Source organism: Amycolatopsis ruanii, assembly GCF_003385175.1.
Taxonomy (GTDB): domain Bacteria; phylum Actinomycetota; class Actinomycetes; order Mycobacteriales; family Pseudonocardiaceae; genus Amycolatopsis_E; species Amycolatopsis_E thermalba.
The window spans coordinates 15509-39653 of sequence record NZ_PQHY01000035.1 but is presented as its reverse complement, the minus strand read 5'-3'; the positions used below and the strand labels follow the sequence as shown (position 1 = coordinate 39653).

Genomic DNA, 24145 nt, shown 5'->3' with positions numbered 1-24145 from the left:
GGCTGACTCCCGCCGGGACCGCACGTAGAGTTATTAGCATGCCTGACAGTCCGCACCGCTCGCCCTCCTCGTCGATCGAGGACTACATCCGGGTCATCTACGGCCTGGTCGAGCGCGGTGAGGCCGTCACCAACACGACCCTGGCCGGCCGCCTCGAGGTGAGCCCCTCGTCGGCGTCCGGCATGGTCACCAAACTCGCCCAGCAGGGCCTCGTCGAGCACGTCCCCTACCGCGGCATCGAGCTGACCCCCGAGGGCCGCCGGCTCGCGCGGGGCGTGCTGCGGCGGCACCGGCTCATCGAGACCTACCTGGTCCAGGAACTGGGCTACACCTGGGACGAGGTCCACGGCGAGGCCGACGCGCTCGAGCACGCGGTCTCCGACCGGCTCATCGAGCGCATCGCGGCCAAGCTCGGCAACCCGGTCCGCGACCCGCACGGCGACCCCATCCCCGCGGCCGACGGCAGCGTCGAGGAGGTGCCGACCCGCCTGCTCGACGAGCTGGAACCGGGCGCGGTCGGGCAGATCGTGCGGGTGTGGGACACCGATCCCGACATGCTGCGCTACCTCGCCGACCACGCGATCGCGCTGGGGGAGCGGATCGAGGTCGTCGAGCGGCAGCCGTTCGGCGGTTCACTGGTGGTGAAGGTGGGGTCGGGCGCCGGGGCGGCGACGCACGCTCTGGGCAAGGAGATCGCGCAGGCCTTGAGCGTGGCCGTCTTCTGACGCTGCGCTTCGGCCGCTGAAGCCACGTAGGGTGTCGGGGTGCGCGCAGTCGTCTTCACCGAGTTCGGGGCAACACCGCAGGTCCGCGACCTGCCCGACCCGTCACCCGCCCCACACGGCGTGGTCGTCGCGGTCGAGGCGACCGGCGTGTGCCGCAGCGACTGGCACGGCTGGCGCGGCCACGACAGCGACATCACCCTCCCGCACGTGCCCGGTCACGAACTCGCCGGCCGGATCGTCGCGACCGGCGACCGGGTGCGCCGCTGGTCACCTGGTGACCGTGTCACCGTCCCGTTCGTGTGCGCCTGCGGCGCGTGCGAGCAGTGCGTCACCGGCAACCAGCAGATCTGCGCGAACCAGACCCAGCCCGGGTTCACGCACTGGGGATCCTTCGCCGAGCTGGTCGCCCTCGACCACGCTGACGTCAACCTCGTCCGCCTCCCCGACAGCCTCGGATCCACCACGGCCGCCGCCCTCGGCTGCCGCTTCGGCACCGCCTTCCGCGCCGTCCTGCGGCAGGGGCGGGCCACCGCCGGGCAGTGGGTCGCCGTGCACGGCTGCGGCGGCGCGGGCATCTCCGCGGTCATGCTCGCCGTCGCCGCGGGCGCGCGGGTCGTGGCCGTCGACCTCTCGCCGGAAGCCCTCGCGCTGGCCACGAAACTCGGCGCGGAAGCCACGGTCGACGCTGCGCAGGACACCGCCGCCGCCATCCGTGACATCACCGGCGGCGGCGCCCACGTGTCGCTGGACTGCGTCGGCCTGCCGCAGACCTGCGCGGCTTCCGTGGCGAGCCTGCGCCCGCGTGGCCGGCACGTCCAGGTCGGGCTGATGCCGCCGGGGCGGGGCGTGCCGCCGATCCCGATGCACCGGGTGATCGCCGACGAACTGGAAATCCTCGGCAGCCACGGCATCCAGGCCCACGAGTACCCGGAGATGCTCGCCGTGATCGAACGATCCACAATGGACCTCGATGCGCTGATCGGCCGGCGGATCACGCTGGACGAAGCACCGGCCGCGCTGATGGCGATGGACGATCCGGTCGGCGGCGCCGGCGTCACCGTCGTGGAGTTGCGCGTGTGAAGGCCCCGGGGAGCTACCAGGAGCTGGCGGAGCTGCTCCGGAGCCGGTTGCCGAAACTGGTCTCCGGGCAGCTGCGCATCGCGCACCTGCTGCTCGCCGACCCGGAGGGCACGGCCTACCGCGGCATCACCGAGGCCGCGCGGCTGCTGGAGGTGCGCGAGTCGTCGGTGACGCGGTTCGCGAACTCGCTGGGGCTGCCCGGATATCCCGACATCATGGAGCTGTGCCGCGCGTGGGTGGCCGAACAGGCGCAGGTGGCGCGGCGCGCCGAGCACGCCGGTGAGGCGGAACCGGGCGGCCTGCTCTCCGCGACGCTGGAACAGGAACAGACCAACCTGGCGCGCACGTTCGGTCACCTGGAGCGGGCGTCGTGGTTGCGGGCGGTGGAGCTGGTCGCGCGGGCGCCGCGCGTGCATGTGATGGGCCTGCGGGAGTGCCGGCCGGTGGCGGATCTGGCGGCGCAGCGGCTGGGTGAGATCCTGCCCGCGGTGCACCAGCTGGGCGGCGGTTCGCTGCCCGACGAGCTGAAGGAACTGCGCGAGGACGAGCTGCTGGTGGTGTTCTCGGTGCGCCGCTATGCCGCGGACACCGTGCGGGTGGCGGGGTATGCCAAGGAAACCGGGTTGCCGGTGGTGGCGCTGACCGACAACGCCGCGTCGCCGTTGGTGGAGTTCGCGGAGGTGGGGCTGTTCGCGGAGACCAGTGGGGTTTCGCACCGGCGGTCGCTGACCGCGCTGACCGCGCTGACGCAGGCCCTGATCACCGAGGTCGCGATCGAGCTCGGCGACCCGAAGCCGGACCACCGGCTGCTCGACACGCTGCACTTCTACTACTGACAACGAAAAACCGCCCTCCCCGCGCGTGGCGAGGAGGGCGGCTTTCTCAGCGGAACTCAGTACCGCCGGTCGACGACCGTTCCGTTCGGGTACCACTGGATGTAGCCCCACTGGAAGTTGTTCCGCCGTCCACCCGCCGAGGCGAACTCGCCCGTCGTCGGGTAGCCGAGGTACGACTTCTCCCAGCCCAGGGCCGCCCACCGGGCCCGGATCGCGCCGTAGATCTCGTGCGCGCCCGTCGACGGCGAGAAGTAGATCGACCCGTCCTTGCTGAAGTGGTTGTACCGGCCGATCCCGTCCGGCGTGATCAGCTCGTCGGTCACCGGGTAGCCCATCGGCCCGGCCTCCCAGCCGGTCTGCTGCCACACCTGCCGGATCAGGCCCCAGATCGAGTGGGCCCCGTTCGCCGGCGTCCAGTAGATCGACCCGTCCTTGCTGAAGTGGTTGTACCGGCCGATCCCGTCCGGCGTCACCAGCTCATCGGTCGTCGGGTAGCCGAGCGGGCCGGCCTCCCAGCCCTTCTCCGCCCACTTCTCCCGGATCGCACCCCAGATCGCGTGGGTTCCGGTGTTCGGCGAGAAGTAGATCGACGCCGTCAGCGTGCCGGGCGTGCCGATGTAGTGGTTGTACTTGCCCACCCCGTCCGGCGTGGTCAGCTCATCGGTCGTCGGCGCGCCGAAGCGGGTGTGACCGCCCAGCTCCAGGAACTTGCCCAGGATCGCGCCGTGGATCTCGTGCACGCCGGTCTGCGCCGACCAGTACATCCGGCCGTTGGCGTAGACCCGGTAGTTGACGTTGCCGTCCTGCACCTCGGGCGCGGTCGGGGCGCCCAGCAGCGCCCGCACCGCGGGGTCGCTGTTGTAGCGCTGGTCGATGGCCGTCGCGTAGGTCGCGGTCAGCGTCAGATCCGAGGTGACCGTCAACGTGCGCGTCCGGCTGGTCGCCCCGTTCTCCCAGGCGGAGAACTTGGACGCGCCGTCGGACGCGGTCTCCGCGGCCACCACGTCGAGCGTGACGCCCTCGGTCACCAGCGCGCTGTTCACGCCGCCCTCGGACGGGATCTGCAGCGACGCGGGCACGTTCGAGGTCAGCGTGAGCCGGTGCTGACGCGGCCAGGCCGTGTAGCTGGTGCTCGTGGACACGCCCGCGCTGTCGGTGGTCGTCGCCGTCAGGATCATCCGGGAGTCCGGGTGGTCGGTGAACGGGACGCTGAAGGTCGAGCCGCTGGCCCCCACGCCGGGGTGCGAGTGGCAGGTCTCCTCCTCCGGGCAGTGCAGCACGATGCTGGTCCAGTTGACCTGCAGCGCGCCGTCCTCGGCGTCGGTCGCGGTCGCCGACAGCGACACGGACTCACCGATCGCGAAGTTCTTCGCGGCCGGCTCGGTCAGCGTGATCACCGGCGTGTGGTTGGCCGGTGCGACGGTGAACGAGGTGGTCCCGGTCTTGTTGAGCGGGTCGCGCACGGTCAGCGTCGCGGTGAACGGGCCGTCGGCGGTGTAGGTGTGCGTGGTGGTCACGCCGGTGCCGGTCGTGCCGTCGCCGAAGTTCCACGTGTAGGTCAGCGCGTCACCGTCGTAGTCGGTCGACTCGGACGCGTCGAACGTGACGGTGCGGGTCGCCGGGTCGGAGGTGGTGGTCGCCTTCGCCACCGGGGCCGAGTTGCCCGTGACGTAGCTCAGGCGGCGCAGGTTGCCGGTGTAGATGTCGGCGTAGACGATGTCGCCGTTGGGGGCCGCGGCGAACTTGACCGGGCCGCCGATGTCGGTCGCCAGCGGAGGATCCTGCGGCGCCTGGGTCAGCGTGCCCGCGGTGTTCCAGCGCGCGGTCCACAGCTTCTTGCCGACGTAGTCGCCGAAGAAGAACGCACCCTGGTAGTCGGCGGGGTAGCTGGATCCGGTGTAGACGATGCCGGCGGTGATGCTGTTGCCCTGGTTGGAGGCGTCACCGTGGTGGTACTCCCACAGCGGCGCGCTGTTCGTCACCGACGCGCACCCGGGCAGGTCCGCGTAGCCGGGGGTGCGGTGGTTGCCTTCCCAGCACGGCCAGGCGTAGTTGCGGCCCGGCTGCACCAGGTCGAGCTCCTCCCACTCGTTCCAGCCGACGTCACCGACGACGGGCAGGCCGCTGCTGGGGTCGAGCGTGAACCGGAAGGGGCTGCGGAAACCGCTCGCGAACACCTTGCTGCGGGTGGCGGTGGGGTTGGCCGCGTCGTAGTACGGGTTGGTCGACACGCCGCTGCCGTTGGCGTTGATGTGCAGGACCTTGCCCTGGGGGCTGTTGACGTCCAGCGTCTTCAGCGCGTTCTCGTCGACGCGGGTGTAGTCGGCGTTGTCACCGGTGGACACCCACAGCGTGCCGTCGTCGGCCGCGATGAGACCGGTCATCCCGTGCACATCGGACCCGCCGGGCATCTCGAGCAGCGTCTGCTCACCGGTGATGCCGGTCGGCTCGGGGGAACCGGTGACCGTCCACTTCGCCAGGCGCAGCGTGAACGACGTCGCGCCGGGCACCGAGCGGATCAGGTAGATGGCCTTCGACGTGGCGTAGTCGGGCGCCACGGCCACGCTGACGAGGCCCAGGTCACCCTGGTTGCGTACGCTCAGGGTGCGCAGGGTCCGCGTGGTCTTGCCGTCGGTGGAGGTCCAGTTGAGCTTGCCGCCCTTGCCGGTGGTCAGGTAGCTGCCGTCCGGCAGGTAGGCGAAGTCGGTGAGGTCGAACGCGTTCTGACCGGTCGGCTGGTCGAGCAGCACGAAGCCGGGCGGTGGCGCGGCGGCGGCCTGCGGGGCCGAGATCGCCGTGACCAGGCCCAACGTGATCAGTCCCGTCCCGATGAACGCGAGTAAGCGTCTGGCTAACCACCGAGAGTGCATGTATCCCCCTTCCAGGCGTACGACTTCTCTTCGCCTGAAAGGGGGAATTCGTTGCTGACAGTTACCGATCTGTAATGCGAGATCGGCTACACGAACGCGCTCTGGCCGGTGATCGCCTTGCCGACGATCAGGGTGTTCATCTCGCGGGTGCCCTCGAAGGAGTAGATGGCCTCCGCGTCGGCGAAGAACCGCGCCACGTCGTAGTCCAGCACGATCCCGTTGCCGCCGAGCAGCTCACGGCACCAGGCCACCACCTCGCGCATGCGCGCGGTGACGAACGCCTTGGCCAGCGAGGACTGCTCGTCGCGGAAGATCCCGGCGTCCTGCAGCCGGGCGAGCTGGACCAGCATGCCCCACGAGGCGGTGATGTTGCCCAGGCTCTTGACCAGCAGGTCCTGCACGAGCTGGAAGCCGGCGATCGGCTTGCCGAACTGCTCGCGCTCCTTCGCGTACGCGAGTGCGGCCTCGTACGCGCCGATCATCACGCCCAGCGCCTGCCAGGCAACGCCGCCGCGGGTGGCGCGCAGGATCTCGGCGACGTCCCGGAACGAGCGGATGTTCTGCAGCCGGTTCGCCTCCGGCACGCGCACGCCGGTGAGGGTGATCTCGGCGTTCTCCACGATCCGGAACGCGACCTTGTTCTCGATCTTGACCGGTGCGAACCCCTCGGCCGGGGTCTCCACGACGAACCCCTTGACGCGGTTGTCGTCGACGTCGCGGGCCCACACGACGACCAGGTCGGCGAAGGTGGCGTTGCCGATCCAGCGCTTGGCCCCATTGAGCACCCAGGTGTCGCCCTCGCGCTTGGCGGTGGTGCGCATGCCGCCGGCCACGTCCGACCCGCCGAGCGGTTCGGTCATCGCGAACGCGCCGATCTTGTCCATCGCGGCCATGGCAGGCAGCCAGCGGTCGCGCTGTTCCTGGTCGCCGCCGGCGTACACGCTGTACATCGCGAGTCCGTTGTGGACACCGAAGAAGGTCGCCACGGACGCGTCGACGCGCGAGTACTCCGCGGCGAGCATCCCGGTCAGCAGGTGGCTGCCGCGCGGCAGCGGATCGCCGTAGCCCTCGTACGCCACGCCGGCCAGGCCCAGCTCCCGGAACTTGCCGATCAGCTCGCGGGGGAACTCGCCGCGCGCCCAGTACTCGTTGACCAGAGGCTTGACCTCGGCGCGCAGGAAGTCGCGGGCCTTGAGCAGCGTCTTGCGCTCCTCTTCGGACAGCAGGTCCTCGTAGCCGTAGAAATCGGCGCTCATTTCGTGTCTCCTTGTCCGCGGGCGGCGAGGATCGCGAGCTGCTTGCGGTCGCGCTCCGCCGCGAGTTCGGTGTATTCCCGGTCGCCGTAGGCCTTTTCCACGGCTTCGATGACGCGCTCGGTCGCCTCGGGGCTGTCGTCCGGCTGCCCGAGCGTCAGGCGCCGCATCGACGATCCGATGTGCGTGGCCAGGTGCCGGTAGCCGCCCGGCCCGCCGCCGAGGTGCGAGCCGAGGAACGGCCCGACCGCCGCCCAGCGCAGACCGAGCGAGTTGACCACGACCTCGTCCAGCCCGGCCGGATCGACCACACCCTCCTGCACCAGGTGGATCGCCTCGCGCTGCAGGGCGTTCTGCAGCCGGTTGCCCACGAAACCGGGAACTTCCCGGTGCTCGACGACCGGGACGCGGCCCAGGGAGCGGTAGAACTCCACGGCTTTCCGCACGGTTTCCTCGGTCGTGCGCGGGTTGGGGACCACCTCCACCAGCGGCATGACGTGCGGTGGGTTGAACGGGTGTCCAATCAGGACACGCGAGCCGTCGATCCCCGCGGTGAACTCGCTCGACGGGATCGCCGAGGACGAGCTGAGCAGCAGCGCGTGCGCGGGCGCCTCGGCGACGAGCTTGGCGAACAGCTCCCGTTTGAAGTCCAGGCGCTCGGGTCCGTTCTCCTGCACCACGTCCGCGTCGCGCACGGCTTCGCTGACCGAGGCCGCGATGTGAACGTCGAGGTCGCCCACCGCTTCCACGAGGTCCGGGCGCGGGTCGCTGACCCGCACTTCGTGCCCGTGCCCGGCGAACAGCGCGGCCCAGGACAGGCCGATCGTGCCGGCGCCGATCACCGCGATCTTCATGACGCCTCCAGGTAGTCGTGCACCGGGGTGACCGGCGCCAGGGTGAGATCGGTCAGCACGTGGCTCGCCGAGACGACCTCCCGCACGGGCAGATCGGCCAGCGGGGCCAGGACGTGCTCGAACAGCTGCAGCCGCGCGGGCCCGGTCCACGCCTCCTTGACCGTCACGTCGGTGATCCGGGTGCGGACCAGCTCGGCGACGCGTGGACGGCCGTCGTAGCCGGGGACGATCTTGAGCATGAACGTCGGCACGGCGATCTGCTCGCGGGCCTCGCCGGGGTCCAGGCGGTGGTGCTTGTAGCCCATGGTCGCGGTCGCGACCCGCAGCGTGCCGTAGTCCAGCGTGCCCACCAGTGCGCCGTGGTCGACGCACAACCGTGGCGCGCCAACGGTTTTCGGGTAGGCGCTGACCTCGCGGCCGGACGCTGTGGCCGGGAAGTTGTCCAGGTACATCGCGTGCAGGTACTCGCCGCGCTCGTCGCCGAGCCGCACCGGGATCGCCTGCCCGGCCTCGGTGTACGGGCCGTACCCGCTCACGTCGCCCATCCGCATCACCTCGAAGCGCACCAGGGGCTCGTCGACCTCCAGCGGTTCCGGAACGACGGCTCGTAGCGCGTCCCGATCGGTGCGGTAGACGATGTTGAGGTACTCGCGATCGGTGAACCGCGGCACGGTCGGCGCGTAGGCCGGGCTGGTCAGGGGCGTGGTGAGGTGTTGCGCGACCGCGGTGGCCTTCATCGTCCGCTCACCTCGCGCAGGACCTCCTCGGTGTCCGCGCCCGGGACCGACGGCAGGCGGCGGATTTCGGCCGGCGTCTCCGAGAACCGCACCGGGATGCCGGCCGTGCGGATCGCGCCCTCGGTCGGGTGCTCGACCAGCTGGATCAACCCGCCGTCGCGGACGTAGGGGTCCTCCTCGGCCCGGTCGAGTTCCAGCACCGGCGCCATCGGGATGCTGTGCTTCGCGCACACCTCCGCCCACTCCGCGGTGGTCAGCGCCGGAGCGCACTCCTCGATCAGGGCGGCCAGCGCGTCCTTGTCCGCCGCGTCCACGTAGTCGCCGTTCACGCGCGGGTCCTCGGCCAGCTCGGGCCGCCCGGCCGCGGCGAAGAAGTCGCGGAAGTTCCGCGGGTTGTACGGGATCACGCACGCCAGGCCGTCCTTGGTGCGCACCGCGCGGTGACCCTGCCCCATCGACAGCGGGAACCCGGTGGGCGCCGACGGCGGCTCGAACGTGTGCCCGGCGAGGTGCTCGACCAGGTTGAACGCGATCAGCGTGTCCGTCATCGGGACCTCGATGCGCTGGCCCCGCCCGGTCCTGCGCTGGTGCAGCAGCGCGGCGAGCACCGAGTAGGCGATGGTCAGCGCGGACACCTTGTCACCGAGGATCGTCGGCAGGTACACCGGCTTGCCCAGCGCCCGGTTGGCGATGTCGACCAGCCCGGACGCGGCCTGCACGGTCTCGTCGTAGGCGGCGTGGCCGGCGCGGTCGGAGTCGCCGCGGAAACCCTGCGCGTGCGCGTAGACCAGCTTCGGGTTGCGGCGGGACAGCTCGTCGTAGGTCAGGCCCAGCCTGCCGAGCGCGCCGGGCCGCATGTTGGTGATCAGGGCGTCCGCGGTGTCGATCAGCGCGAGCGCCCGCGCCCGCTGCTCGTCGTCCTTGAGGTCGAGGGCCACGCTGCGCTTGTTGCGGTTCACGGCCATCGCCAGCGCGGTCATGCCCGGCGTGGTGCGGTAGTGCCCGTTGCGGGCCGAGTCGCCGGGCGCCTCGATCCGGATGACATCCGCGCCCAGGTCGCCGAGGATCTGCGCGGCGTAGGGGCCCATCACCACCGTGGAGAGGTCGATGACCCGGATCCCGTCGAGTGGACCACTCATTCCTGCTCCTCGTTCTCGTCCTCACCTGACAATTCGACGGTAGGCCGGAAAACGCGGAAAGGGAATGATCAATGCGCGAACATTGGTATGACCACAGCGGTCATACCAATTGCCGGAAAACCTCCCTGGCGTCCGCGACGAGCCCGGTCAGCTCGGCGCCGTCGCACGCCCGGTCACGCCGCCAGATCAGGCCGGTCCGCAGCTCGGGGTGGAAATCCGTGATCGGGAGCACGGCCACGTTCTCGACGCTGTAGTTGCGCATCGGGCTGCGCGGGTCGAGCATCGAGACGGTGAACCCGAGCCCGCTCGCGACGATCTCGGCGACCCCGGAATAGTCCGTCTGCGGCGGTTTGAGGCGTTTCTTCACACCTGCCGCGCGCAATTCCTGGTCCAGTTGTTCGAAATACAACGGTTGCGCTTCCGGTGGCACCGGCACGTACGGCAGGTCCGCGAGGTCGGTGAGGCTCAGCGAGTCGCGGCCGGCGAACCGGTGGTCGGGCACGACGGCGCCCAGCGGTTCCGACAGCACCCGCACGACCTCCAGCGCGGGGTCGCTCACCGGCAGCCGGACCAGCGCGAGGCTCAGCCGGCCGTCGTGCACCGCCTCGATCAGATCGCTGGTGCGGCCGGGCCAGCGTTTGAGGTCGAACCGGTCGCGGCAGCGTTCCTCCAGCTCCTGCACGCGGGCCCGCAGATCGGGGTGCAGCCCGGCGGGCACCCCGATGAGCGCCATCCGGTGCCGGGGCCCGATGGCCTCGCGCAGGCGCCACGGAATCGCGTTGAAGTGTTCCAGGGCTTCGCGTGCCAGCGGGAGGAGCGCGGCGCCGGCGTCGGTCAGCTCGACGCTGTGCGTGCTGCGCCGGAACAGCTGGTGCCCGAGCTCGTGTTCGAGGTCCTTGATGCGCTGGCTCAGCGGGGACGCGGCCATGTGGAGCTTGCGGGCGGCCTGCGAGAAGTTCAGCTCCTCGGCCACCACGACGAAGTAGCGCAGGTGAAAGATCTCCACCCGGCCGAGCTTACGGGCGGCAGAGGATGATCAGGATGCAGCTCGGGGGCGTGCGCGACGGGGTGGTGGTGGTCGTGGTGTCACCGCCGGGCGCGGTGCCGGTCTGGCTCGGGCCGGTCTGCCCGGGCGGCGACCCCGGATCGGTGCTCGAGGCCGGCGGCTGGTTGGAGTCGGTCACCGTCACCGTTTCGGTGGAGGTGCTGGTGCGCGGTTTCGTGGACCACGGGATGCCGTTGCCGGGTGCGTCGGCGTCGGTGGCCTGGTTGGTGACCACGACGCGGGACGAGCTGTTGGTGCGCTCGGTGGTGTGCGGGTTCTCCGGGACGCCACCGCCGGCGAGGCCACCGGTCGGCCCGGACGGGAGGCTGAACAACGCGGCGTCGTCGGTGGGCTGGGTGTCCGCGCCGACCTTGACCAGGATCGCGGCGAGCCCGCACCCCAGGACGACGGCCAGCATCACGGCCACCACCTGGAACCGGGATCTCGGCGCGCGCGGCTGTTCCGTCCAGCCCTCGCGCTCGAGCAGTTCGGCCACCGACACTTCGTCGTTCACCGGACCCACCTTTCGAGACGCGAAGGCATACCGACAGTTGCGCGCATTTGTACCGCAACCGGGTGATGCCGATACACGCGGGGCGGGAAAACGGCGTCCAAATTACGGTCAGTGTTGGGAAATCGCTCCAAGCAACTTCCGTACCCCATCAATCGCACGTTCGAAGGGTTCCGCGGAACTGGCCGCCCGAGCGAGCACGTAGCCGCCCTGGACGACCGCGGCGAGGGTAACCGCGGTGGCGTCCGGATCCAGATCGGCGGGCAGTTCGTTGCGTGCGACGCCGTCGGCGAGGACCTCGGCGAGCCGGCGCCGGAGCCAGTCGAAGGTCTCGTGCACCGGCTGCCGCAGGTCCTCGCTGGCGACGATGTCCGGGTCCTGGGCCAGCCGCCCGACCGGGCACCCGCGCAGGACGTCCCGCTCACGCAGGAGGTACTTCTCGATCCGGTCGAGCGCGGTGCCACCACCGGCGAGCAGGGCCTCGGTCTCGGCACGCAACTCCTCGGCGGTGCGGCGGATGGCGGCGAGCGCGAGGGCCGGTTTGCCGCTGAAGTGGTGGTACATGCTGCCCTGGCCGGCCTGCGCGCGCTGCTGGATGGCCTTCGGGCTGGTGCCGACGTAGCCGCGGTCCCGCAGCAGCTCCTGCGTGCTGCGGATCAGCCGCTCCGAGGTGTCCACGGCTCCACTGTACCTACCGGTAGATCGCGTCAGAGCAGCTCGGGAGCGTGCTCGCGCACCGCCGCCAGCACCTCGTCCACGCTGGGGTTCACCATGGCCGTCGGGCCGACGAAGACCGTGGGCACCGTCTCGTTGCCGTTCGCGGCCTCGCGGACCCGTTCGGCCGCTCCCGGCTCCTCCCAGATGTTCACCTCGGTGAACGGCAGGCCGGCCCGCTCCAGGCCGGCCCGCAACGCCATGCAGAAGCCGCAGCCGGGGCGCCAGTAGAACTCCACGGGAGTGCTCATGCGTTCAGGTTAGCCATCACGGGATGACTTTACGCTTGCGCAGCTCGTCGAAGATCGACAGGAACATCTCCTCGGTGTCGACGAACTCGTGGAACCCGAACCGGCGAGCCTTCGACCCGTCCGCGATCACGTCGTAGTCCCAGCCGAAGACGAAGTCGCCGAAGCGCCACGAGGACACCTCGCCGAACGACGGCTCCAGCCCGTACCGCTCACGCATCGCGTTCCACAGCGGCTCCTTGTCCGCCATGACCGTCTCCAGCGACATCTGCAGCGGCGGCGCCACTTCCAGGTCGAACCACCGGGCCAGCTTCGGCCACAGCTCGTGCCACCGGAACAGGTCGCCGTTGTTGATGTTGAACGCCTGGTTGCCGCAGCGCTCGTCGGTCGCCGCCCACACGGTCGCCTTCGCGAGCAGCCCGGCGTCGGTCATCTCCAGCAGCGACGTGTACGCACCGGGCTTGCCCGGGAACCGCAGCGGTACGCCGAGTTCCTTCGAGATCGAGGCGTACACCGCGATCACGGTCGCCAGGTTCATCGGGTTGCCGAGCGCGAACCCGCACACCACCGACGGCCGCAGCGCCGACCACGTCCACGCCTTGCCCCGTTGCCGCTGCTCCAGGAAGTTCTGCTGGTCCACATTGAACTCCGGCGGCAGGTGCCCGGCGTCGTCCTCGCGGGCCGGCGTCTTGAACGGGCCGAGGTGCGCGCCGTAGACCTTGTAGCCCTGCATGAGGCTGATGTGCCGCAACCCGCGGGCGACCGGCTCGATCGCGTCCACGAGGTTGACCAGCATCCCGACGTTCGGCCCGACCAGCTCGGCCCACGTCGGCTTGTCCTGGTAGGCCGCGTAGAAGACGTGCGTCACATCGGTCAGCCCGCCGAGCTTGTCCCGGGCGTCGGCCGGGTCCAGCAGGTCGACCGCGACGTGGCGGACGCGCCCGCGGCCCGTCCCGCCGCGCCGGGACAGCCCGATCACCTCCCAGTCCCCGAGCGAGACCAGGTGGTCGACGAGGTTGCGGCCGATGACCCCGTTCGCCCCGGCGACCAGGGCGACTTTGCGTTCCGTGCTCATGAGCCCAGGTTCCGCCGCCGCGAGCGATAAGTCCAAGTCCCGTTGGTACCGGGACCCATGAACGCTCTTTATGCGCCCCAGGTGCGTCCGGTGATCCGCTCGTAGACCTCGATGTAGCGGGCGCGGGTGGTGGCCACCACGTCGGCCGGGATCTCCGGCGCGGGCGGCGTCTTGTCCCAGCCGGTGCCGCTGACCCAGTCACGCACGTACTGCTTGTCGAACGAGAACTGCGGGCGGCCCGGCTGCCACCGGTCGGCCGGCCAGAACCGCGACGAGTCGGACGTCAGGACCTCGTCGCCGAGGGTCAGCACGCCGTCGGCGTCCCAGCCGAACTCGACCTTGGTGTCCGCGACGATGATCCCGTTCGCGGCGGCCCGCTCGGCGCCCGCGCGGTAGATCGCCAGGGTCAGCTCCCGCAGGCGCTCCGCGGTCTCGCGGCCCTCCTGCGCGATCACGTCGTCGAAGGTGATGAACTCGTCGTGGCCCTCGGTCGCCTTGGTGGTCGGCGTGAAGATCGGCTCCGGCAGCTTGCTGCCCTCGACCAGGCCCGGCGGCAGTGCGACGCCGGACACGGTGCCCTGCTTCTGGTACTCCTTCAGGCCGAGGCCGGTCAGGTAGCCGCGCGCGATGCACTCGACCTGCACCATCTTCAGCGGCTTGACGCGGATCGCGCGGGCGGCGAACTCCTCGGGCACGTCGGTGGACACGACGTGGTTCGGCACGATCTCCGCGAGGTGCTCGAACCACCACAGCGACAGCTGGGTGAGCAGCTTGCCCTTGTCCGGGATCGGAGTGGGCATCACCACGTCGTAGAGCGAGATGCGGTCGGATGCGACGAGCAGGATGTCGTCCCCGTCGGAGTACAGCTCCCGGACCTTGCCCGCGTAGATGTGCTTCATCGTCCCGTCCCGTGTCGCCGGATTTCGCCGCGCCCATCCTACGGTGCTGCTCAGCGAGCATTGACCTCGACATTACTAGAGGTTCTAGCTTCGGGATCATGGAACGGATTCCCTGGCCCGTGTGGCGGATCTCCCTGGTGATCGTCTTCGGCGCCTTCGTCGGCATGCTGGACTCGTCACTGGTCAACGTCGGTCTCGACCGCATCGGCACGGACCTGGGCGCCTCGCTCGGCGAGGTGCAGTGGGTGACGACCGCCTACCTGATCGCGCTCGCCGTGTCGCTGCCGCTGTGCGGGTGGCTCGGCCGCCGCATCGGTGTCGGGCGGCTGTGGCTGGGCGCTTTCGCGGCGTTCACCGTCGCGTCCGGGCTGTGCGCGCTGGCCGGCGACATCGGGTGGCTCGTCGCGCTGCGCGTCGTGCAGGGCCTGGCCGCCGGGCTGCTGACCCCGGCCGGGCAGACGATCCTCGGCCAGGCGGTCGGCCCCGCGCGGCTCGGGCGCGTGATGAGCATCCTCGGCATCGCGGTGAGCAGCGCGCCCGCGATCGGACCGACCGTCGGCGGGGTGCTGCTGGACTCGCTGTCCTGGGAGTGGCTGTTCCTGATCAACCTGCCGATCGGCGCGATCGGGGTGGCGCTCGGGCTGAAGTACGTGCCGCGCGGTGAGCCGGGTGGCGCCGGACGGCTGGACTGGACCGGGTTCGCGCTGGTCGGGCTCGGGTTGCCGCTGTTCGTCTACGCGCTCACCGCGGTCGGTGAGGGCGGCGGCGGGATCGGCCCGTCGGTGCTGGTGGCGCTGGCGCTCGGCGCGGCCGGGCTGGTGGTGTTCGCGCTGCGGTCGTGGCGGCGGGAGCGGCCGCTGCTGGACCTGCGGCTGTTCGGCAACCCGGTGTTCGCGGCGGGCACGGTGTCCAGCCTGTTCATCGGCGCCGCGATGTTCGGGGCGATGCTGCTGTTCCCGCTGTACTTCCAGATCCTGCGCGGCGCCGACGTGGTGACGACCGGGCTGTCGCTGTTGTCGCTCGGCCTGGGCACGATGGTGGTGCTGCCGCTGGCCGGGTGGCTGACCGACCGGTACGGCGGCGGGATCGTCGCGCTCGCCGGCGGGGTGTTCACCGTGCTCACCACGGCGCCGTTCGCCGTCCTCGGCGCGGACGCGGACCCGGTGCTGCTGCAGGTGCTGCTGTTCCTGCGCGGGATGGCGCTGGCGCTGTCGGCGTCGCCGGCCGGGACCGCCGCGTTCACCGCGGTGCGGCGCGAGCAGCTGCCGGACGCGACGACGATGCTGAACATCCTGATGCGGGTCGGCGGCGCGGTCGGCGGCGCGATGTCCGCGATCGTGCTGTCCCGGTTGCTGCCCACCGGCGCCGAGCACGCCTTCCAGGTCGCGTTCTGGTGGCTGACCGGCGCTTCGGTGATCGCGCTGGGTGCCGCGTGGTGGCTGTGGCGAGCGCAGCAGCATGAGCGGGTCCGCGCGGTTCCGGTCGCGGCATAAGCTTCGTTCATGACCCTGCGCCAGCTGGAGTACCTGGTGACCATCGTCGACGCGGGCTCGTTCACGCGGGCGGCCGAGCTGCTGCACGTGACGCAGCCCGCGTTGTCGCACCAGGTGCGGGCGCTGGAGCGGGCGACCGGCGGACCGCTGCTGGAACGGCTGCCGCGGTCGGTGCGGCTGACGCCGATGGGCCGGGCGATGCTGCCGCACGCGCGGGCCACGCTGGCGGCGGCGCGGAAGTCGGTGGCCGCCGCGCGGCAGGCGGCCGGGCTGCAGTGCGGCGAGATCATGGTCGCGACGGTGTACTCGGTGAGCCTGGGCGTGCTGCCCCCGGTGCTCAAGGCGTGGCGGCGGGCCCATCCGGAGGTGCACGTGCGGCTGTTCGAGCACCGGCACGCCGACGAACTGGCCGCCGCCATGGCCCAGGGGCAGGCGGATCTCGCCGTCGGGCCGCCACCGTCCGATTGGGACGGTCCGGTGCACCCGCTGGGCGAGGAGGAGTTCGTCGTCGTGGTGCCGCCGGACGATCCGGCCGCGGACGGCACGCGGGTGCGCCTCGCGGACCTCGCCGAGCGGGAATGGGTGCACTACGCGCCCGGCAACGGGCTCGCCGATCTGCTGGACCAGGCCTGCGCGACGGCGTGGTCCCAGCCGCGCGCCGCGGTGCGGACCGAACAGACGGCCGCGGCGCCGTCGCTGGCCGCGGCCGGTCTGGGTCCGGCGCTGGTGCCGGCGAACGTGCTGCCGCCCCGGTTCGCCGGGCACCTGCTGCGCCCGGACCCGCCGGTGCGACGCCGATTGGCGGCGTACACGCGCCCGGGTGGCGATCCCGTTTCCGCGGCGTTCACCGAAATCCTCCGCCGCAAGGCCGTTCTGGTGCCGGGCCACGTGCAGCGGTGCCTGAATTGACCCGGCTGTTCCCTGCCGATCGGCTATATTCCAGCCTCTGCCGACCAACTGGGAGGGTCCATGCGGGAGAGCCACCGGCTGTCCGATGACCAGCTCCGGGCCTGGGTGCAGTACCTGGGCGCGCAGACCCTCGTGCAACGCGCGCTCGAACGGCACCTGCACGAGGCAGCGGGCATTTCCCATGCGGAGTACGAAATCCTCACCAGGCTGGACGGCGCGCCGGACCGCCGGATGCGCATGGGCGAGCTGGCCGCCGTGCTGTTCTCGCCGGGCAGCAGGCTGAACTACCGGATCACCCGGCTGGCCGGCCTCGGCTGGGTCCGCCGCGAACAACACCCGACGGACCGCCGCGGCCTGTACGCCGTGCTGACCGCGGAGGGAGCCGATTTCCTCCACCGCGTGACGCCCGGATACCGCCAGGCCGTGCACGATTCCGTGGTGGCCCCCCTGAGCGACGACGAGTTCGCCGAGCTGGGCCGGATCAGCCGGAAGCTGTTCCAGCACCACCTCGGCCGCGGGGATTAGGGCACCAGGACCAGACGCCCCCGCAGCCCGCCGTCCCGCAGCCGCGCCGCCGCTTTCGCCGCGTCGGCCAGGGGGAGGGTGCCGGCCACCGCCACGTCAGGTGCCCGGCCGCGGCCAGCCGGGACAGCCCGGTGAGGGCCACACCGTCGGCCTTGATCCGCACCGGGCGGATCCGGATGCCCCGGTAGTTGTCCGGCCCGTTGCCGATCACCGCCACGAACGCGCCGCCGTCCTTGACCGCGTCCAGCGCCGGATAGCCCAGCACGGCCGCGTCGATCGCGCCGTCGACCCCGCCCGGCACCCGCTTGCGCACCCCCTCGGCGAGGTTCTCTCCTCGTCGCGCGCGCTCGCGGCCGCGACCACCCGGAGCCCGCGTAGCGCGGCGAGTTCGACCGCGAACCCGCCGGCCGCGCCGGTCACCAGGAGGGTCCGCCCCGTCCGGTGCCGGTGCGACGGCGTCCGCGTCGAGGACGATGTGCTCCGCCCACGCGCCGAGCGGGCCGGCCGGCCTGGTCCGCAGCCCGATCACCGCGTCCCCGGGCGCGAACGCCACCCCGGCGCCGGCCTCGTCGACCACGCCGGCCACGCCCGTCCGGGCGAACAGCCCGGCCGCCGACACCCGGATCACCGCACGCATTCTTCGTCTCCTCCGGAATGAATCGATGGCGCCTGCAGTCGTTCAGAACCGGAGGTGCCGCAACGCGCATCCCACGGTCGAGGAGATCGAGCAGGCGCGCGCCGCCTACGACGGCTGAGGCGGCCTTGCCAGGAAGTCCGCGAGGACGGAGTTGAACTCGGCGGCGCGTTCCAGGCGAGGACCAGTGCGCGGATCCGCTCCGGGAAGAGGTGGTGCCACTCCATCACGATCTGCCCGCCCATCGACAGCCCGCCGAGGACGAATCCGCAGTGGAGGCCAGCGCCCGTGGCGCGACCATTGGGGCGCCGGTGTGGTTCCGCGGTTGACCACCAATTCCGTTCTCCCCGCCGCCGTCGCCCGGGCGCAGTGCTAGCACTGCTAGACGAACGAGCGGTAGAAATGCTAGCGTTGCCATGTTGCCTATCAACGCTAGCATTCCAGGAGAGAGATCCCCATGCTCAACGCACTCGAGGTGTTCACGACCGTCGTCGTCGGCGTGATGGTGGGGGTGGAGTTCTCTGTCGCCTTCGTCATCAACCGCATCCTCGACCACCTGCCGGACGACAGCGCCCTGCGCGGCCGCGCCTACGGCGGCCGGATGCTCGGCGCCGTGATGCCGGTCTGGTACATCACCTCGGTCGTCCTGGTCGCGATCTGGGCGATCGCCGGGTGGCAGCACGGCACCGGTCTCGTGGTCACCGCCGGCGCGCTGCTGATGGTCAGCGTGCTCATGTCGGTCCTGCTGCTCGTCCCGATCAACAACCGCAGCAAGACGTGGACCCCCGAGAACCGGCCCGCGGACTGGAAGCAGCAGGCGAACCGGTGGGACCGCTTCCACTACGGCCGCGTCGCCGTCATCATCGCCGCCTTCGTCCTGCTGGCCGCGGCGCTCGGTTCCTAGGACGCCTGAGGCAGCGTCGCCAGGAAGTCCGCGAGGACGGAGTTGAACTCCACGGTGCGTTCCAGGTTGGGCATGTGCGCCGCGCCCGTGATGACCGCCAGTTCGGCGCCGGGGACGTGCGCGTGCAGGAATTCGGCCTCGGCGACCGGGGTGTACTCGTCCTGGTCGCCGACGACGACCAGTGTCGGCCCGCGGATCCCGGCCAGCGTCGGCACGTAGTCCGGGCGCTCGGCCCGGCCCCGCAGCGCCGCCGCCGCGCCCTCCGGCGAGGTCGAGCGCATCATGCGGTGGACGTGCTCGGCGAGGTCCGGCATCGCGGCGACGTTGGCGGGCGCGACCATCTTCGTGAGGACCTCGTCGGCGTACGGGCGGAGCCCTTCTCGGAGCAATCGCTCGGCCATCTCGGTGCGATTGCGCTTGCCCGCCTCGGTCTCGGCGCGGGGCGAGGTGTCGGCGAGGACCAGTGCGCGGATCCGCTCCGGGAAGAGGCGGTGGCACTCCATCACGATCTGCCCGCCCATCGACAGCCCGCCGAGGACGAACTCGCCGACGTCCAGCCGGTCCAGCAGCGTTTCCAGGTCGCGGGCGAACACCGTGAGCGGCGTCTTGCCGGGCACCACCGTCGTTTCGCCGTACCCGCGGAGGTCGGGCACGATGACGCGCCAGCCGCGCTCGCTGAAGTGGTCCAGCTGCGGCCGCCACATCGAGCGGTCGAACGGGTGGCCGTGGACCAGGACCAGCGCGGGGCCCGAGCCCTTGTCGTCGAAGGCGATGTCGATCGTCATGCCCCGACCGTAGATCCGGTGATATGCTCGGTGCAATACCAATATTGCTCTCGGTGCAATGTGGGGTGTGGATGGACTACCGGACGATCGCGGACTCGGTCGCCGCCGACGTCGCCGCCGGGCGGCTCCGCCCGGGTGACCAGCTGCCGCCGCAGCGCCGGTTCGCCCGGCAGCGCGGGATCGCGGTCTCCACCGCGGCCCGGGTGTACGGCGAGCTCGTCCGGCGCGGGCTGGCGGTCGGCGAGACCGGGCGGGGCACGTACATCCGCGCCGCGCCGAAGCCGGAGTCCGCGCTGGCCGAACCCGCGGGCGCGACGGTGGACCTGGAGCTGAACTTCCCGGTCCTGCCGGAACAACCCGGGTTGATCGTCGCGAGCCTCGGCCCGGTGCTGCGACCGGACCTGCTGGTCCAGGGGCTGGGGCCGTCCGTCGTGACCGGGACCGCCGAAGCGCGCGCGGAGGCCGCGCGGGTGCTGGCACGGGGCGAGTGGGCGCCGGACGCGGGGGATGTGGTGTTCACCGGCAACGGCCGCCAGGCGATCGCCGCCGCGATGGCCGCGCTGGTCCCGGCGGGCGAGCGGCTGGGGGTCGAGGCACTGACGTACCCGGTGGTGAAGGGCATCGCGGCGCGGCTCGGGGTCACGCTGGTGCCGCTGGAGATGGACTCGTCCGGTGTGGTGCCGGACCTGCCGCCGCGGTTGCGGGCGGTCTACCTGCAGCCGGTGCTGCACAACCCGCTGGGCGTGACGATGCCCGCGGCGCGGCGGGCCGAGCTGGCCGAGGCGGTGCGGGAGCGGGACCTGCCGGTGATCGACGACGGCATCAACGGCTTCCTGCGGCCGGACGTCGCGCCCCTGGCGGAGCTCGCGCCGGAGCGGACGATCGTGCTGGACAGCCTCTCGAAGCGGCTCGCGCCCGGGATGACGCTGGGTTTCGCGGTGGCGCCACCGGTTCTGCGTGATCGGCTGGCTGCCGCGGTGCGGTCGGGCGGCTGGGCGGCCGCGCAGTTCCCGCTGACGGTGGCGACGCGCCTGATGGCGGACGGCACGCTGGCGAAGATCGAGGCCGCCAAGCGCGACGACGCGATGGCGCGGCAGGAGCTGGTCCGCACGCGGCTGGCGGGCTTCTCGGTGCGGGCGGATCCGCGGGCCTACCACTGCTGGTGGCAGCTACCGGAGCCGTGGCGGGCGGAAACCTTCGTGGCGGCAGCCGCGCGGCGCGGCATCGCGGTCACCCCGGCCGCGGCGTTCGCCGTAACCCCCGGCCGAGCCCCCACCGCCGTGCGGCTCGCACTGGCCTCCCCGAGGCTCGACGTGCTGGCCGGGGCGCTGGACACGCTGGCCGCACTGGCGCGAAGCAGCCCGGAGGACAGCGGAATCGAGTGACGCCGGGCGCTGGCCGCGCACTCACCGCGGGGAGCGCCGGGGCCAGCCACCCGCCGTCTGTGTCCGCTCACCCCCGGTTCAGGGGATGGTCGCCCCGGGCCAAGGCGGTCACGGGGGCAACCTCTCCTCGTCCGGCCATCCGCCCCCGCCGGTCATCGCCTTCCCTGCCGCGGGCACCAGGATCGAGTGAATTCTCGCCGCGCGGGACGGCCCCGCCGAGCCTAGGTTCGGGCCATGACCAGCGAACACAGCGGCCCGCGCGGCCTCGCCGGTGATCTGCGGGACGCGATCGCCCCGCGGACCGTTCTGCTCGTCCTCGGGGTGCTGCTCCTGCAGCTCGGCTTCATCCTGTCCTACGTCGGCGCCTTCCACAGCCCCACGCCGCACCGGATCGCCGTCGCCGTCGTCGGTCCACAAGAGACGGTCGACCGGATCAACGCCATCGACGGCACCCCGATCGAGGCGTCGCCGAGCCCCGACCCGGCCGACGCGCGCCAACGGGTGCTCGACCGCGACGTCGAGGCGGCTTACCTCATCGACACCGCGGGCACCACCGACACCCTCCTGGTCGCGACCGCCGCGGGCCCCGCCCTCGCCACCGCCGTCGAGCAGGTCTTCACCCAGCTCGACGCCGCGCAGAACCGCACCCTCACCGTCACCGACCTCGTCCCACCACAGCCCGGCGACGCGCGTGGGCTGACCGCGTTCTACGCCGTCGTCGGCTGGCTCGTCGGCGGCTACCTCGCCGCCGCCGCGCTCGGCATCGCGAAGGGCGCCCGGCCGGCGACCCTGCGCCGCACGGCGATCCGCCTCGCCGCGATGGTGCCCTACGCGATCGTGTCCGGCCTGGGTGGCGCGCTGGTCGTCGACCAGGTCCTCGGCGCGCTGACCGGGCACTTCCTGTCCCTGTGGTGGATCGGCGCGGCCCTCACCTTCGCCGCGGCGACCGTGACGATGGCCTTCCAGGTGCTGTTCGGCGTCATCGGCGTCGGCATCACCGTGCTGATCTTCGTGATCCTCGGCAACCCGAGCGCGGGCGGCGCCTACCAGACCGAACTGCTGCCGCCGTTCTGGCGCGCGATCGGCGACTGGTTGCCGAACGGCGCCGGCACCGAGGCGATCCGCGACGAGGTCTACTTCGCCGGCAACGCGACCGGCGGGCCGATCGTGGTGCTGGTGGTCTGGGGCGTCGCCGGGCTCGTGGTGACCCTGCTCGCCTCGGCGTTCCGGATTCGCCGGGAAAATGCCGCGAATTCCATTACCCTGACCGGATGAAGGAACGCCCGCTGCCCAGTGGCGCCGAAGCCCAGGCCATGATCGCCGAGGCGCGCAAGGCGCTGTGGGTCATGGTCGGGTTCCTCGCCGTCATCTGGATCGTGCAGATCGTCAACTGGGCCACCGACTACGCGCTCAGCTTCGACTTCGGCATCCGCGCCCGCGAGCTGAGTTCGCTGCCCGAGGCGCTGACGGCCCCGTTCCTGCACTTCAGCTGGGGACACATCGAGAGCAATTCCGGGCCGCTGTTCATCTTCGGGTTCCTCGCCGCCTACCGCGGGGTGCGGAAGTTCTTCGGTGTCACGGCGCTGATCGTGATCGGCAGCGGGCTCGGCGTGTGGCTGGTGTCGCCGGCGAACGGGGTGACCGCCGGCGCGAGCGGTGTCGTGCTGGGATATTTCGGCTACATCATCGTGCGGGGACTGTTCGACCGGCGGCCGATCGACCTCGTCATCGGGCTGGTGATGGCGTTGTGCTTCGCCTACCAGTTCACCGCGCTGCTGCCCGCCGAGGAGGGCATCAGCTGGCAGGGGCACCTGTTCGGGTTCGGTTCGGGCGTGATCGGCGGCTGGGTGTTCCGGGAGCGGCGGCGCAAGCAGGTCGAGCCCGCGCCGGCGGACCCGACGGTCATGCTGGATCCGCCGAAACAGCCCTGATCCCGGCGAACAGGTCGTCCTCGGGCGGGTCGGCCGGGACCAGCGAGCGGGCCAGCACGTAGTCCTCGGTGGGCCACACCTCGCGTTCGACGTCGCGCGGGTGGCGCAGGAAGCCGTGGGCGGGGTCGACCTGGGTTTCGTGGGCGAGCAGGGCGCGGTCGCGGACGTCGAAGTAGTCCGCGCAGTGGATTCGCGTGGTGATCGGGATTTCGGTGTCCGGCAGTTCGGCCAGGACCTCGCCCATGGCGGAGTCGAGGCCGCGTGCGGTGAGCGCGTCGTGCATGGCCTGGAACCACTGGCGGCTCAGGGTGGCGAGGTAGTAGAGCTTCGCGATCTGCCAGGGCGTGCCGGTGACGGCGTCGAACGCGGTGACGGCGACCTCGTGGGTGCGGATGTGGTCCGGGTGCGGGTAGCCGCCGGTCTCGTCGTAGGTGACGAGCACGTCCGGGCGGAACTCGCGGATGACCTCGACGAGCCTGTGCACGGCGGTGCCGAGGGGTTGCCGGGCGAAGCTGTCCGCGGGCGGGTCGTCGGTCAGGCCGGAGTCGCGGAAGCCGAGGAACCGTTGCCGCACACCGAGGATCTCGCGCGCGCGGGCCATTTCCCGGCGGCGGATCTCGGGCAGGTTGGCGCGGATCTCGGGGGTGTTCAGGCGCGGGTTGAGGACGTCGCCGCGCTCGCCGCCGGTGCAGGTGACGACCAGGACGTCGGCTCCTTCCGCGGCGTAGCGCGCCAGCGTGGCGGCGCCCTTGCTGGACTCGTCGTCGGGGTGGGCGTGGACGGCCATCAGCCGCATCGGTGCCTCCTGCGCTTTGGTTAGGTTCGACCTAATTTTAGGTCAAACCTAATCAGTTGGCTAGGGTGGGGTGCATGGAGCGCGGGTTGAGGAAGCAGCGGACGCGGCAGGCGATCTCGGACGTGGCCACGCGGTTGTTCATCTCGCGGGGCTTCGAGGAGGTGACGATCGCGCAGGTCGCGGAGGCGGCGCAGGTGGCGAAGATGACGGTGACCAACCACTTTCCGCGCAAGGAGGACCTGGTCTTCGACGTGCACGAGTCGTTCGTGGCGAGCCTGGCGGAGGTCCGGGGCCGGCCGCTGGTCGCCGCGTTCCGGCGGGCCTGGCGAGCGGGCCTCGAGCGGCGGGATGCGCTGCTGGGTTTTTCGGGGCCGGAGTTCGCCCGGATGATCGTCGAGAGCCCGACGCTGCTCGCCCGTCTGCGGGAGCTGCACGAGGAGCGGGAGAAAGCGCTGGCCGCATCGCTCCTCGACGAGCTGGACAGCGATACGGCGCGCGCGGTCGCCGCCCAGATCGGGAGCGTGGCGCGCCTACTCTTCGACGAGGTCCTGCGGCGTATCGCCGATGGTGAGCCGGAGGCCGAGGTCGCGGCGGCGGTGGGGCGCGCCGGAGAGCGGATGTTCGACCTACTGGAGTCCGGCCTGGGGTCGATTTAGGTTCTTGTGCGTACCGGCGGGGCGACTGAATGGTCCGTTCATGAGGCGGTGAGTGGGCCGGCGGCGGGGCGATGAATGGTCCGTTCATGTGTGCGCGAGTGGGCCGATGGTGGGGCGATGAACGGTCCGTTCACGAGGCGG

Annotated in this window: 25 protein-coding genes; 11 read left to right on the top strand and 14 right to left on the bottom strand. The window is 71.2% G+C overall.

Annotated elements, in window-relative coordinates:
* Positions 1-38: 38 nt before the first annotated feature.
* Genes D0D28_RS19715 through D0D28_RS19705 form a run of 3 tightly spaced genes read left to right on the top strand, consistent with a single transcriptional unit; the run spans position 39 to position 2641 of the window.
* Entirely contained in the window at positions 39-725 is a 687-nt protein-coding gene (locus D0D28_RS19715; protein ID WP_094004440.1) for a metal-dependent transcriptional regulator, read from the top strand.
* Between the two features lie 39 nt (positions 726-764).
* Complete coding sequence (locus D0D28_RS19710) at positions 765-1805, top strand: zinc-dependent alcohol dehydrogenase family protein (RefSeq protein ID WP_116111558.1); 1041 nt, start codon at positions 765-767, stop codon at positions 1803-1805.
* Entirely contained in the window at positions 1802-2641 is an 840-nt protein-coding gene (locus tag D0D28_RS19705) for a MurR/RpiR family transcriptional regulator (protein WP_116111557.1), read from the top strand. The genes D0D28_RS19710 and D0D28_RS19705 overlap by 4 nt, the downstream gene beginning before the upstream one ends.
* 56 nt (positions 2642-2697) lie before the next feature.
* On the opposite strand, the gene D0D28_RS19700 is transcribed toward D0D28_RS19705, so the two are convergent.
* The 11 genes from D0D28_RS19700 to D0D28_RS19650 all read right to left on the bottom strand — a co-directional run bounded on the left by D0D28_RS19700 (position 2698) and on the right by D0D28_RS19650 (position 13986).
* A complete protein-coding gene (locus D0D28_RS19700; protein WP_116111556.1) occupies positions 2698-5451 on the bottom strand; it encodes a PQQ-dependent sugar dehydrogenase in 2754 nt (917 codons plus the stop codon).
* A 146-nt stretch (positions 5452-5597) separates the two neighbouring features.
* Positions 5598-6767, bottom strand: coding sequence for an acyl-CoA dehydrogenase family protein (locus D0D28_RS19695; RefSeq protein ID WP_116111555.1), 1170 nt, complete (start codon positions 6765-6767; stop codon positions 5598-5600).
* Positions 6764-7618, bottom strand: coding sequence for a 3-hydroxyacyl-CoA dehydrogenase NAD-binding domain-containing protein (locus D0D28_RS19690; RefSeq protein ID WP_116111554.1), 855 nt, complete (start codon positions 7616-7618; stop codon positions 6764-6766). The genes D0D28_RS19695 and D0D28_RS19690 overlap by 4 nt, the downstream gene beginning before the upstream one ends.
* Entirely contained in the window at positions 7615-8355 is a 741-nt protein-coding gene (locus tag D0D28_RS19685; RefSeq protein WP_116111553.1) for an acetoacetate decarboxylase, read from the bottom strand. The genes D0D28_RS19690 and D0D28_RS19685 overlap by 4 nt, the downstream gene beginning before the upstream one ends.
* A complete protein-coding gene (locus D0D28_RS19680) occupies positions 8352-9494 on the bottom strand; it encodes a CaiB/BaiF CoA transferase family protein (RefSeq protein ID WP_116111552.1) in 1143 nt (380 codons plus the stop codon). The genes D0D28_RS19685 and D0D28_RS19680 overlap by 4 nt, the downstream gene beginning before the upstream one ends.
* A 100-nt stretch (positions 9495-9594) precedes the next feature.
* Positions 9595-10500 carry a LysR family transcriptional regulator gene (locus D0D28_RS19675; RefSeq protein WP_116111551.1) on the bottom strand — a complete coding sequence of 302 codons (906 nt, stop codon included), beginning with the start codon at positions 10498-10500 and terminating at the stop codon, positions 9595-9597.
* 10 nt (positions 10501-10510) lie between these two features.
* Complete coding sequence (locus tag D0D28_RS19670; RefSeq protein WP_116111550.1) at positions 10511-11053, bottom strand: hypothetical protein; 543 nt, start codon at positions 11051-11053, stop codon at positions 10511-10513.
* A gap of 108 nt (positions 11054-11161) precedes the next feature.
* Positions 11162-11728: a TetR/AcrR family transcriptional regulator gene (locus D0D28_RS19665; RefSeq protein ID WP_116111549.1), complete on the bottom strand. Its 567-nt coding sequence runs from the start codon at positions 11726-11728 to the stop codon at positions 11162-11164.
* Between the two features lie 29 nt (positions 11729-11757).
* On the bottom strand, positions 11758-12015 hold the full coding sequence (locus D0D28_RS19660; RefSeq protein ID WP_094004451.1) for a glutaredoxin family protein: 258 nt from the start codon (positions 12013-12015) through the stop codon (positions 11758-11760).
* Between the two features lie 16 nt (positions 12016-12031).
* The gene (locus tag D0D28_RS19655; protein WP_116111548.1) at positions 12032-13087 is read right to left on the bottom strand and encodes an SDR family oxidoreductase; all 1056 of its coding nucleotides are present in this window, start codon (positions 13085-13087) and stop codon (positions 12032-12034) included.
* A gap of 68 nt (positions 13088-13155) precedes the next feature.
* The gene (locus tag D0D28_RS19650) at positions 13156-13986 is read right to left on the bottom strand and encodes a phosphoribosylaminoimidazolesuccinocarboxamide synthase (protein ID WP_094004453.1); all 831 of its coding nucleotides are present in this window, start codon (positions 13984-13986) and stop codon (positions 13156-13158) included.
* A 98-nt stretch (positions 13987-14084) separates the two neighbouring features.
* Between D0D28_RS19650 and D0D28_RS19645 the strand changes: the two genes are divergently transcribed.
* From D0D28_RS19645 to D0D28_RS19635, 3 genes are read left to right on the top strand one after another with little or no spacing between them, the layout of a single operon-like run.
* Positions 14085-15479, top strand: coding sequence for an MDR family MFS transporter (locus tag D0D28_RS19645; protein ID WP_233157144.1), 1395 nt, complete (start codon positions 14085-14087; stop codon positions 15477-15479).
* A 9-nt stretch (positions 15480-15488) separates the two neighbouring features.
* Positions 15489-16388: a LysR family transcriptional regulator gene (locus D0D28_RS19640; protein WP_116111547.1), complete on the top strand. Its 900-nt coding sequence runs from the start codon at positions 15489-15491 to the stop codon at positions 16386-16388.
* A gap of 60 nt (positions 16389-16448) precedes the next feature.
* Positions 16449-16913 carry a MarR family winged helix-turn-helix transcriptional regulator gene (locus tag D0D28_RS19635; RefSeq protein ID WP_116111546.1) on the top strand — a complete coding sequence of 155 codons (465 nt, stop codon included), beginning with the start codon at positions 16449-16451 and terminating at the stop codon, positions 16911-16913.
* Here the strand turns inward: D0D28_RS19635 and D0D28_RS19630 are convergent.
* A complete protein-coding gene (locus tag D0D28_RS19630) occupies positions 16870-17550 on the bottom strand; it encodes a hypothetical protein (protein WP_116111545.1) in 681 nt (226 codons plus the stop codon). The two genes, D0D28_RS19635 and D0D28_RS19630, sit on opposite strands and share 44 nt — an antisense overlap.
* Before the next feature lie 454 nt (positions 17551-18004).
* Between D0D28_RS19630 and D0D28_RS19620 the strand changes: the two genes are divergently transcribed.
* On the top strand, positions 18005-18451 hold the full coding sequence (locus D0D28_RS19620; protein ID WP_116111544.1) for a DUF1772 domain-containing protein: 447 nt from the start codon (positions 18005-18007) through the stop codon (positions 18449-18451).
* Here the strand turns inward: D0D28_RS19620 and D0D28_RS19615 are convergent.
* Positions 18448-19236: an alpha/beta fold hydrolase gene (locus D0D28_RS19615; protein ID WP_116111543.1), complete on the bottom strand. Its 789-nt coding sequence runs from the start codon at positions 19234-19236 to the stop codon at positions 18448-18450. The two genes, D0D28_RS19620 and D0D28_RS19615, sit on opposite strands and share 4 nt — an antisense overlap.
* A gap of 71 nt (positions 19237-19307) precedes the next feature.
* On the opposite strand from D0D28_RS19615, the gene D0D28_RS19610 reads away from it, so the two are divergent.
* From D0D28_RS19610 to D0D28_RS19600, 3 genes are all read left to right on the top strand, one after another.
* On the top strand, positions 19308-20621 hold the full coding sequence (locus D0D28_RS19610) for a PLP-dependent aminotransferase family protein (protein ID WP_094004461.1): 1314 nt from the start codon (positions 19308-19310) through the stop codon (positions 20619-20621).
* Positions 20622-20855: 234 nt separating this feature from the next.
* Complete coding sequence (locus D0D28_RS19605; protein ID WP_094004462.1) at positions 20856-21896, top strand: ABC transporter permease; 1041 nt, start codon at positions 20856-20858, stop codon at positions 21894-21896.
* Entirely contained in the window at positions 21893-22552 is a 660-nt protein-coding gene (locus tag D0D28_RS19600; protein WP_094004463.1) for a rhomboid family intramembrane serine protease, read from the top strand. The genes D0D28_RS19605 and D0D28_RS19600 overlap by 4 nt, the downstream gene beginning before the upstream one ends.
* Here D0D28_RS19600 and mca read toward each other — a convergent pair.
* Positions 22524-23348 carry a mycothiol conjugate amidase Mca gene (gene mca / locus D0D28_RS19595; RefSeq protein ID WP_094004464.1) on the bottom strand — a complete coding sequence of 275 codons (825 nt, stop codon included), beginning with the start codon at positions 23346-23348 and terminating at the stop codon, positions 22524-22526. The genes D0D28_RS19600 and mca overlap by 29 nt on opposite strands.
* A 74-nt stretch (positions 23349-23422) precedes the next feature.
* Here mca and D0D28_RS19590 point away from each other — a divergent pair, with 74 nt between their 5' ends.
* A complete protein-coding gene (locus D0D28_RS19590) occupies positions 23423-24004 on the top strand; it encodes a TetR/AcrR family transcriptional regulator (RefSeq protein ID WP_162830569.1) in 582 nt (193 codons plus the stop codon).
* Positions 24005-24145 lie beyond the last annotated feature (141 nt).

What these genes read in the sequence shown, in the direction of transcription:
- D0D28_RS19715 (WP_094004440.1), top strand. Translation starts at nt 39, where the DNA reads ATGCCTGACAGTCCGCACCGCTCGCCCTCCTCGTCGATCGAGGACTAC.
- D0D28_RS19695 (WP_116111555.1), bottom strand. Translation starts at nt 6,767, where the DNA reads ATGAGCGCCGATTTCTACGGCTACGAGGACCTGCTGTCCGAAGAGGAG.
- D0D28_RS19690 (WP_116111554.1), bottom strand. Translation starts at nt 7,618, where the DNA reads ATGAAGATCGCGGTGATCGGCGCCGGCACGATCGGCCTGTCCTGGGCC.
- D0D28_RS19685 (WP_116111553.1), bottom strand. Translation starts at nt 8,355, where the DNA reads ATGAAGGCCACCGCGGTCGCGCAACACCTCACCACGCCCCTGACCAGC.
- D0D28_RS19680 (WP_116111552.1), bottom strand. Translation starts at nt 9,494, where the DNA reads ATGAGTGGTCCACTCGACGGGATCCGGGTCATCGACCTCTCCACGGTG.
- D0D28_RS19660 (WP_094004451.1), bottom strand. Translation starts at nt 12,015, where the DNA reads ATGAGCACTCCCGTGGAGTTCTACTGGCGCCCCGGCTGCGGCTTCTGC.
- D0D28_RS19655 (WP_116111548.1), bottom strand. Translation starts at nt 13,087, where the DNA reads ATGAGCACGGAACGCAAAGTCGCCCTGGTCGCCGGGGCGAACGGGGTC.
- D0D28_RS19650 (WP_094004453.1), bottom strand. Translation starts at nt 13,986, where the DNA reads ATGAAGCACATCTACGCGGGCAAGGTCCGGGAGCTGTACTCCGACGGG.
- D0D28_RS19645 (WP_233157144.1), top strand. Translation starts at nt 14,085, where the DNA reads ATGGAACGGATTCCCTGGCCCGTGTGGCGGATCTCCCTGGTGATCGTC.
- D0D28_RS19640 (WP_116111547.1), top strand. Translation starts at nt 15,489, where the DNA reads ATGACCCTGCGCCAGCTGGAGTACCTGGTGACCATCGTCGACGCGGGC.
- D0D28_RS19635 (WP_116111546.1), top strand. Translation starts at nt 16,449, where the DNA reads ATGCGGGAGAGCCACCGGCTGTCCGATGACCAGCTCCGGGCCTGGGTG.
- D0D28_RS19630 (WP_116111545.1), bottom strand. Translation starts at nt 17,550, where the DNA reads ATGCGTGCGGTGATCCGGGTGTCGGCGGCCGGGCTGTTCGCCCGGACG.
- D0D28_RS19620 (WP_116111544.1), top strand. Translation starts at nt 18,005, where the DNA reads ATGCTCAACGCACTCGAGGTGTTCACGACCGTCGTCGTCGGCGTGATG.
- D0D28_RS19615 (WP_116111543.1), bottom strand. Translation starts at nt 19,236, where the DNA reads ATGACGATCGACATCGCCTTCGACGACAAGGGCTCGGGCCCCGCGCTG.
- D0D28_RS19610 (WP_094004461.1), top strand. Translation starts at nt 19,308, where the DNA reads ATGGACTACCGGACGATCGCGGACTCGGTCGCCGCCGACGTCGCCGCC.
- D0D28_RS19605 (WP_094004462.1), top strand. Translation starts at nt 20,856, where the DNA reads ATGACCAGCGAACACAGCGGCCCGCGCGGCCTCGCCGGTGATCTGCGG.
- D0D28_RS19600 (WP_094004463.1), top strand. Translation starts at nt 21,893, where the DNA reads ATGAAGGAACGCCCGCTGCCCAGTGGCGCCGAAGCCCAGGCCATGATC.
- mca (WP_094004464.1), bottom strand. Translation starts at nt 23,348, where the DNA reads ATGCGGCTGATGGCCGTCCACGCCCACCCCGACGACGAGTCCAGCAAG.
- D0D28_RS19590 (WP_162830569.1), top strand. Translation starts at nt 23,423, where the DNA reads ATGGAGCGCGGGTTGAGGAAGCAGCGGACGCGGCAGGCGATCTCGGAC.